This is a genomic window from Vibrio sp. B1-2, assembly GCF_963888445.1.
GTDB lineage: Bacteria > Pseudomonadota > Gammaproteobacteria > Enterobacterales > Vibrionaceae > Vibrio > Vibrio anguillarum.
The window spans coordinates 19869-28290 of the sequence record NZ_CAWPJH010000016.1; the positions used below are offsets into that span (position 1 = coordinate 19869).

The window sequence follows — 8422 nt, forward strand, 5'->3', positions numbered from 1 at the left end:
TACCGCCAAGATTACTCTTCGTCTTCTAGCTCGATGTTGATACCTAGCGAGCGGATCTCTTTCAGCAATACGTTGAAAGACTCTGGCATGCCAGGTTCCATGCTATGGTTACCATCAACGATGTTCTTATACATCTTCGTACGACCGTTAACGTCATCTGACTTAACAGTAAGCATTTCTTGTAGTGTATATGCAGCACCGTATGCTTCTAGTGCCCACACTTCCATCTCACCGAAACGCTGACCACCGAACTGAGCTTTACCACCAAGTGGTTGCTGAGTTACTAGGCTGTACGAACCTGTTGAACGAGCGTGCATCTTGTCATCAACAAGGTGGTTCAGTTTGAGCATGTACATGTAACCGACAGTTACAGGACGCTCGAATGCATCACCAGTACGACCATCAAACAGTGTTAGCTGACCAGAAGTTGGTAGGTCGGCTAGGCTTAATAGTTCTTTGATTGATGCTTCTGACGCACCATCAAATACTGGAGTTGCAATCGGTAAACCACCACGAAGGTTGTTCACAAGAGTACGAACATCACCATCAGACAGAGCAGCAATATCTACTTTCTGACGCGTATCGCCAAGATCATAAACCTTCTGTAAGAACTCACGCTGCTTAGACAGCTCTTGTTGTTCTTTAACCATTTGGTTGATCTTGTCACCAATACCTTTTGCAGCCAGACCTAAGTGAACTTCAAGGATCTGACCGATGTTCATACGTGACGGTACACCTAGTGGGTTTAATACGATATCAACCGGCTGACCGTTTTCATCGTAAGGCATGTCTTCAACAGGGTTGATCTTAGAGATTACACCCTTGTTACCGTGACGACCTGCCATCTTATCACCAGGCTGGATACGACGTTTCACCGCTAGGTAAACTTTAACAATCTTCAGAACACCAGGCGCTAGATCATCACCTTGAGTGATTTTGCGACGTTTCGCTTCGAACTTCTTATCGAAGTCAGCTTTTAGCTCATCCCACTGCTCAGCAAGCTGTTCAAGTTGAGATTGTAGCTCGTCGTTTTCTAGTGTTTGTTCTAGCCATTTCTTACGATCAATCGCATCAAGCTTCGCTTCAGAATAGCCACCATTGATCAGTACAGCTTTCACACGCGCTAGTAGACCACCTTCAAGAATTTGGAACTCTTCAGTAAGGTCTTTCTTCGCTTCTTTTAGCTGCATGTGTTCAATTTCAAGCGCACGCTTGTCTTTCTCTACGCCATCGCGAGTGAAAACTTGAACATCGATAATGGTACCTGAAACAGAGTTTGGTACACGCAATGACGTATCTTTAACATCAGAGGCTTTTTCACCGAAGATTGCACGTAGTAGCTTCTCTTCTGGAGTTAGCTGAGTTTCGCCTTTCGGCGTTACTTTACCAACTAGGATGTCACCACCCTTAACTTCAGCACCAATGTAAACGATACCTGACTCGTCTAGTTTAGACAGAGCCGATTCACCTACGTTTGGAATATCCGCTGTGATCTCTTCAGAGCCCAGCTTAGTATCACGAGCCACACAAGAAAGTTCTTGGATGTGGATAGTCGTGAAACGGTCTTCTTGAACGACGCGCTCAGATACTAAGATCGAGTCTTCGAAGTTATAACCATTCCAAGGCATGAATGCGATACGCATGTTTTGGCCAAGCGCTAGCTCACCAAGGTCTGTTGAAGGACCATCAGCAAGGACATCACCGCGAGCTACAGGTTCACCTGGCATCACAGTAGGACGTTGGTTAATACATGTGTTTTGGTTCGAACGTGTGTATTTAGTTAGGTTGTAGATGTCGATACCCGCTTCACCAGATACAAGTTCATCTTCATTAACTTTAACTACGATACGAGACGCATCAACTGACTGCACCATACCGCCACGTTTGGCAACGGCAGTTACACCAGAGTCAACCGCTACATTACGTTCGATACCAGTACCAACCAACGGCTTCTCAGCGCGTAACGTTGGAACCGCTTGACGTTGCATGTTCGCACCCATCAATGCACGGTTCGCATCATCGTGTTCTAGGAACGGGATAAGCGAAGCGGCGATTGATACGACCTGGTTGGTCGCAACGTCCATGTAGTCAACATGTTCACGAGGGTGAAGACCAGATTCACCTTTTTGACGAGCTGTGATCAGCTCATCTGCAAACGTACCTTCTTCAGTCAGAATGGCGTTTGCCTGCGCGATAACAAATTGACCTTCTTGGATAGCTGACAAGTAATCAACTTCATCAGTCACCACACCATCAACAACACGACGGTACGGAGTTTCTAGGAAACCGTATTCGTTACAACGTGCAAATGCTGACAATGAGTTAATCAGACCGATGTTCGGACCTTCTGGCGTTTCGATCGGACATAGACGACCGTAGTGAGTTACGTGTACGTCACGTACCTCAAAGCCAGCACGCTCACGAGTTAGACCGCCAGGACCCAATGCAGAAATACGACGTTTGTGCGTCACTTCTGAAAGTGGGTTGTTCTGGTCCATAAACTGAGAAAGCTGTGAAGAACCGAAGAATTCTTTAACGGCCGCAGAGATAGGCTTCGCATTGATCAAATCTTGAGGCATGATCGCATCAAGATCGCCAAGGCTTAAGCGCTCTTTCACTGCACGTTCAACACGCACAAGACCTACGCGGAATTGGTTTTCAGCCATTTCACCAACAGAGCGAATACGACGGTTGCCAAGGTGGTCGATATCGTCCACTTCGCCAATGCCGTTACGAATGGCGATCAACTTCTTCATCACTTCGATGATGTCAGTTTCGTCAAGCGTACCAAGCTCGCCGGCATCTTCACGCTCAATTGAGCTGTTGAACTTCATACGGCCTACTGTTGATAGGTCATAGCGTTCTTCTGAGAAGAATAGGCTTTCAAACAGCGATTCGGCTGCTTCTTTTGTTGGTGGCTCGCCAGGGCGCATCATGCGGTAGATTTCTACTAGCGCAGAAATACGATCAACCGTACTGTCGATGCGGAGCGTCTCAGACACAAATGGACCATGATCAAGATCGTTCGTAAATAGAACTTCAAGTTTCTTATAGCCCGCTTGTGAAAGATTCGCTAATGCTTCCAAGCTAATTTCTTGGTTTGCGCTAACGATGACTTCACCAGTTGCTTCATTGACATAATCTTTAGAAGCGACTTTACCAACGATGTACTCAACGGGTACTTCGATAAAATCAACGTTATCTTTTTCTAGTTGACGAATATGACGAGCCGTTACACGACGACCTTTTTCGACATAAACGGTACCATTTGCTTCAATATCAAATGACGCTGTTTCGCCACGCAGGCGCTCAGGTACCAACTCCATAAGAAGAGTTTGGTCTTTGACTTCAAACTTCACTTTTTCGAAGAACAGATCCAAGATCTCTTCTGTCGATTTACCAAGTGCACGAAGAATGATCGATGCAGGCAGTTTACGACGACGGTCAATACGCACGTATAGGTTATCTTTTGGATCAAACTCAAAATCTAACCATGAACCACGGTAAGGGATAATACGTGCGTTATAAAGAACTTTACCTGATGAGTGAGTTTTACCCTTATCGCTGTCGAAGAATACGCCTGGGCTTCGGTGCAGCTGGGATACGATAACCCTCTCAGTACCATTAATTACGAAGGTACCATTGTCTGTCATGAGTGGAATTTCACCCATGTAGACTTCTTGTTCTTTAATATCTTTTACAGTACCTGCTGGCGCGTCTTTATCAAAGATCACTAGGCGTAGTTTTACGCGTAGTGGCTTAGAATAAGTTACACCACGAATTTGACATTCTTTAACGTCAAAAACTGGCTCACCAAGACGATAGCTAACGTATTGCAGCTCAGAATTGCCGTTATAGCTCTGAATAGGAAATACAGAACGAAAAGCAGCCTCAAGACCGTATTGTCCTTCAGGATCCTGTTCGATAAACTTGTCGAACGAATCGAGCTGGATCGATAGCAGGTATGGAATGTCCAACACTTGTGGACGAGTACCAAAGTCCTTACGGATGCGCTTTTTCTCGGTATAAGAGTAAACCATGGGGTTCCTCAGCTCGCTGATAAGTGACCCAAACTGCCCACCAATTATTCAAAAATAAAGGGTCATAGGACAGTGACTAACAGCTGTTTACTGTAGTAACACAACATCACTCAAAAATGATAGTTTGTGTGCTTTTGCACGAGTATAAGCGTCTAAACAGCGGGAAAATTCACCCATACCCTACAGCGCAAAAAGGCCGGTGGTCAATAAACCACCAGCCATTAGCCTTGCGGCTAAGAAATTAAGTAATAATTACTTAACTTCAACAGTCGCACCAGCTTCTTCTAGCTCTTTCTTAAGTGCGTCAGCTTCTGCTTGAGAAACTGCTTCTTTAATTGCAGCTGGAGCGCCGTCAACTAGAGCTTTAGCTTCTTTAAGACCTAGGCCAGTTGCGCCACGTACTGCTTTGATTACAGATACTTTGTTTGCGCCAGCAGCAGTTAGGATTACGTCGAATTCAGTTTGCTCTTCAACAGCTGCTGCTGCTGGGCCGCCTGCAACTACTGCAGCTGCAGCAGAAACACCGAACTTCTCTTCCATAGCAGAGATAAGTTCAACAACTTGCATTACAGACATTTCTGCAACTGCATCTAGGATTTGCTCGTTAGTAATAGACATAACAATTCTCTTTTAAGTCAACAATAAGTTTATTTAGCAAACAATAAAAAGCAATGCGAATTACGCAGCTTCTTTTTGATCGCGGACAGCAGCGATAGTACGTACCAACTTGCCAGCAGAAGCTTCTTTCATGCACATCATTAGGCGTGCGATTGCTTCGTCGTAAGTTGGTAGTGTCGCTAGTAGTTCTGCGTCAGTTAATGCGCCTTCAAATGCAGCTGCTTTGATTTCAAAGTGCTTGTTCTCTCTAGCGAAGTCTTTAAAAAGACGCGCTGCAGCACCTGGATGCTCGTTAGAGAATGCGATCAAAGTAGGACCTACGAATACGTCTTGTAGACATTCGTAAGCTGTGCCTTCCACTGCGCGACGTGCTAGAGTATTACGAACAACTCTCATATAAACACCCGCTTCACGAGCTTGTTTACGTAGAGAAGTCATCGCGCCTACTTGAACGCCACGAGAGTCAGCAACAACTGCAGAAAGTGCACCACTGGCCGCTTCGTTGACTTCAGCAACAATTGCTTGTTTGTCTTGAAGGTTTAAAGCCATCTTGGATTTACTCCTGGTTGTCGTTACACCACTCACTATTATCACAACAGTGAGAGTTATTTCGGTGCAGTCCCAGAAGAAAGTTTATCTATTCAAAAAATAAATTATGCTTTCTGTCAGTTCGGGCACCATCTACGTAGGTACGATTAAGTCATTTATCAAACAGACAAATAACGCCTACGGTCTTGGACGGAGACTGGGTCATAGTTCTAAGAACTAAAATCAGCCCCAACCACAAATATTAGGCGCAGAATTATACACAAATTCCACACCTAATCAAATGTATTATTACGCTTGAGCGTTTAGCGTGTTCTGATCAACAGCAACACCAGCACCCATCGTAGTAGAAATGCTTACTTTCTTCAGGTAAGTACCCTTAGCAGAAGAAGGTTTCGCTTTCTTAAGTGCAACTAGAAGAGCTTCTAAGTTCTCTTGAAGTTGGTTAGTTTCGAAAGAAACTTTACCGATAGTTGTGTGGATGATGCCGTTTTTGTCGTTACGGTAACGAACCTGACCTGCTTTAGCGTTCTTAACCGCTTCAGCCACGTTAGGAGTTACAGTACCAACTTTAGGGTTTGGCATTAGACCGCGAGGACCAAGAATGGTACCTAGTTGACCTACAACGCGCATTGCATCTGGAGAAGCAACAACAACGTCAAAGTTCATTTCGCCTTTCTTCACTAGCTCAGCTAGATCTTCCATACCCACTAAATCTGCACCAGCAGCTTTAGCCGCTTCAGCGTTTGCACCTTGAGTGAACACTGCAACACGTACTTCACGACCAGTACCGTGTGGCAGAACAGTTGCACCACGTACGTTTTGGTCAGATTTACGAGCATCAATGCCAAGGTTCACAGCAACGTCTACAGACTCAACGAATTTAGCCGTTGCAAGTTCTTTAAGAAGAGCTACAGCTTCGTTGATTTCGTATTCTTTAGTTGCGTCAACTTTCTCACGGATAGTGCGCATACGCTTAGTTAGTTTTGCCATGATATTAACCCTCTACCACTAAGCCCATTGAACGAGCAGTACCCGCAATAGAACGTTTCATCGCTTCAATGTCAGCACCAGTCATATCAGCCGCTTTCGCTTCTGCAATTTCTTGGATTTGAGCATCAGTAACCGTGCCCACTTTTTCAGTGTTTGGACGGCCTGAACCAGACTTGATGCCTGCAGCTTTCTTCAGAAGAACAGCCGCTGGAGCAGTCTTAGTTACGAACGTGAAAGAACGGTCGCTGTATACAGTGATAACAACTGGAGTAGGCAAGCCTTTCTCCATTGATTCTGTTCTTGCGTTGAACGCTTTACAGAATTCCATGATGTTAACGCCACGTTGACCTAGTGCAGGACCAACTGGTGGACTTGGGTTCGCCATACCAGATGCAACTTGCAACTTGATATAAGCTTCAACTTTCTTAGCCATGATATTTCCTAAATGTGGGTACAAACGCCAATCAGCTGATCAGCTCCCCGGTTACTTTGTCATAAAGACGTGTAAATAAGGCGCGAAATTATAATCACATTTCACGCCCTTAACAACCCTAAAAGGTGTTTTTTTAATCAAGCTTATCGACTTGGCCAAACTCAAGTTCAACAGGAGTTGCACGACCAAAGATAGATACTGACACTTTAATGCGGCTCTTCTCGTAATCCACTTCTTCAACGGTGCCGTTGAAATCAGCAAATGGACCTTCATTAACACGAACCACTTCACCTGCTTCAAACATCGTCTTAGGACGCGGAGCTTCGCTCGCTTTCTCTAGACGATTAAGAATCGCATCGGCTTCTTTGTCAGTGATAGGTGCAGGACGATCGGAGGTTCCACCAATGAAACCCATTACACGAGGAACACTACGAACTAAGTGCCAGGACTCATCATTCATGAGCATCTGTACCAATACATAGCCTGGGAAGAACTTGCGCTCACTTTTACGGCGTTGACCTGCACGCATTTCAACAACTTCTTCGGTTGGAACAAGAACTTCACCGAAGAATTCTTCCATTGCGTGCATCTTGATATGCTCACGCAGCGATTGCGCTACGCGGCCTTCAAATCCAGAGAAGGCTTGAACTACATACCAGCGTTTTTTAGGAGCTTCACTCATGTATTAAACCCTCTATACCCCAGTCACGAAAGCGACAAGACGAACCATAATGCCGTCGATGCCCCAAAGTGCTAGAGCCATTACGATACTTACAGCTAAAACGATTAATGTTGTTTGCATGGTTTCTTGACGTGTCGGCCATACCACTTTGCGAACTTCCATACGAGATTCACGCGCAAACGCAATCGCCGCTTTTCCTTTTGTGGTTGTCGCAGCGACACCGAGTGCTGCAATAATCAGCGCAACCACACCTGCAGCGCGAAGCACTACAGACATTTCACCATACAGGTAATTACCCACAACAGCGGCAGCTAACAGAGCAAAAGTGACAATCCACTTAAATGTGTCTGCTGCACTTGAGCTATCAGGAATTTCAGCATTGTTTGCTTTCATAAACCAACCTGTTACAAGTCTTAACATAGACGACAACAACCCCGCTGTTGCAGGGCAAATCCATAGCACAGGTAAAGCTACCTATACATACTCATCAAGATAGAAATGTCTCTATCTTAAATCCTTTGCACTGGCTTTATCGACCAACAAATCGACAACGGCCAAATTTAGTGCAGAAAAAGGGCATCAAATGATGCCCTTTTTGGTAGTCGTTAGTCAAATACTATTCGTATCTAAACGGCTAAATCAGCAATTAAGCGATAACTTTAGCAACAACACCAGCACCTACTGTACGACCGCCTTCACGGATCGCAAAACGTAGACCTTCATCCATCGCGATTGGAGCGATTAGCTCTACAACCATTTGGATGTTGTCACCTGGCATTACCATCTCTACGCCTTCTGGTAGAGAGATATCGCCTGTTACGTCCGTTGTACGGAAGTAGAACTGTGGACGGTAGCCTTTGAAGAACGGAGTATGACGGCCGCCTTCATCTTTAGACAGTACATATACTTCTGACTCGAACTTAGTGTGTGGAGTGATTGAACCTGGTTTCGCTAGTACTTGACCACGTTCTACTTCATCACGTTTAGTACCACGTAGAAGTGCACCAACGTTCTCACCTGCACGACCTTCGTCAAGCAGCTTACGGAACATCTCAACACCTGTACAAGTCGTTGTGATTGTGTCTTTGATACCAATGATCGCAACTTCGT

At 45.1% G+C, this 8422-nt stretch carries 8 protein-coding genes; all 8 read right to left on the bottom strand.

The window, feature by feature from the left end:
* Positions 1-11 precede the first annotated feature (11 nt).
* Positions 12-4040 (bottom strand): DNA-directed RNA polymerase subunit beta, encoded by a 4029-nt coding sequence (gene rpoB / locus AACQ75_RS07755; protein WP_010318961.1) that lies wholly within the window; start codon positions 4038-4040, stop codon positions 12-14.
* Between the two features lie 252 nt (positions 4041-4292).
* Positions 4293-4658 carry a 50S ribosomal protein L7/L12 gene (rplL, locus tag AACQ75_RS07760; RefSeq protein ID WP_010318962.1) on the bottom strand — a complete coding sequence of 122 codons (366 nt, stop codon included), beginning with the start codon at positions 4656-4658 and terminating at the stop codon, positions 4293-4295.
* A 60-nt stretch (positions 4659-4718) separates the two neighbouring features.
* A complete protein-coding gene (rplJ, locus tag AACQ75_RS07765; protein WP_026027617.1) occupies positions 4719-5207 on the bottom strand; it encodes a 50S ribosomal protein L10 in 489 nt (162 codons plus the stop codon).
* Between the two features lie 288 nt (positions 5208-5495).
* Positions 5496-6197: a 50S ribosomal protein L1 gene (gene rplA / locus AACQ75_RS07770; RefSeq protein WP_013857952.1), complete on the bottom strand. Its 702-nt coding sequence runs from the start codon at positions 6195-6197 to the stop codon at positions 5496-5498.
* A 4-nt stretch (positions 6198-6201) separates the two neighbouring features.
* On the bottom strand, positions 6202-6630 hold the full coding sequence (gene rplK / locus AACQ75_RS07775; protein ID WP_010318965.1) for a 50S ribosomal protein L11: 429 nt from the start codon (positions 6628-6630) through the stop codon (positions 6202-6204).
* Between the two features lie 133 nt (positions 6631-6763).
* Complete coding sequence (nusG, locus tag AACQ75_RS07780) at positions 6764-7312, bottom strand: transcription termination/antitermination protein NusG (RefSeq protein ID WP_013857954.1); 549 nt, start codon at positions 7310-7312, stop codon at positions 6764-6766.
* A gap of 12 nt (positions 7313-7324) precedes the next feature.
* Positions 7325-7705: a preprotein translocase subunit SecE gene (gene secE / locus AACQ75_RS07785; RefSeq protein ID WP_026027616.1), complete on the bottom strand. Its 381-nt coding sequence runs from the start codon at positions 7703-7705 to the stop codon at positions 7325-7327.
* Positions 7706-7958: 253 nt separating this feature from the next.
* A partial coding sequence (locus tag AACQ75_RS07790; RefSeq protein WP_249339401.1) for an EF-Tu C-terminal domain-related protein occupies positions 7959-8422 on the bottom strand: 464 nt, incomplete at its 5' end.

What these genes read in the sequence shown, in the direction of transcription:
- rpoB (WP_010318961.1), bottom strand. Translation starts at nt 4,040, where the DNA reads ATGGTTTACTCTTATACCGAGAAAAAGCGCATCCGTAAGGACTTTGGT.
- rplL (WP_010318962.1), bottom strand. Translation starts at nt 4,658, where the DNA reads ATGTCTATTACTAACGAGCAAATCCTAGATGCAGTTGCAGAAATGTCT.
- rplJ (WP_026027617.1), bottom strand. Translation starts at nt 5,207, where the DNA reads ATGGCTTTAAACCTTCAAGACAAACAAGCAATTGTTGCTGAAGTCAAC.
- rplA (WP_013857952.1), bottom strand. Translation starts at nt 6,197, where the DNA reads ATGGCAAAACTAACTAAGCGTATGCGCACTATCCGTGAGAAAGTTGAC.
- rplK (WP_010318965.1), bottom strand. Translation starts at nt 6,630, where the DNA reads ATGGCTAAGAAAGTTGAAGCTTATATCAAGTTGCAAGTTGCATCTGGT.
- nusG (WP_013857954.1), bottom strand. Translation starts at nt 7,312, where the DNA reads ATGAGTGAAGCTCCTAAAAAACGCTGGTATGTAGTTCAAGCCTTCTCT.
- secE (WP_026027616.1), bottom strand. Translation starts at nt 7,705, where the DNA reads ATGAAAGCAAACAATGCTGAAATTCCTGATAGCTCAAGTGCAGCAGAC.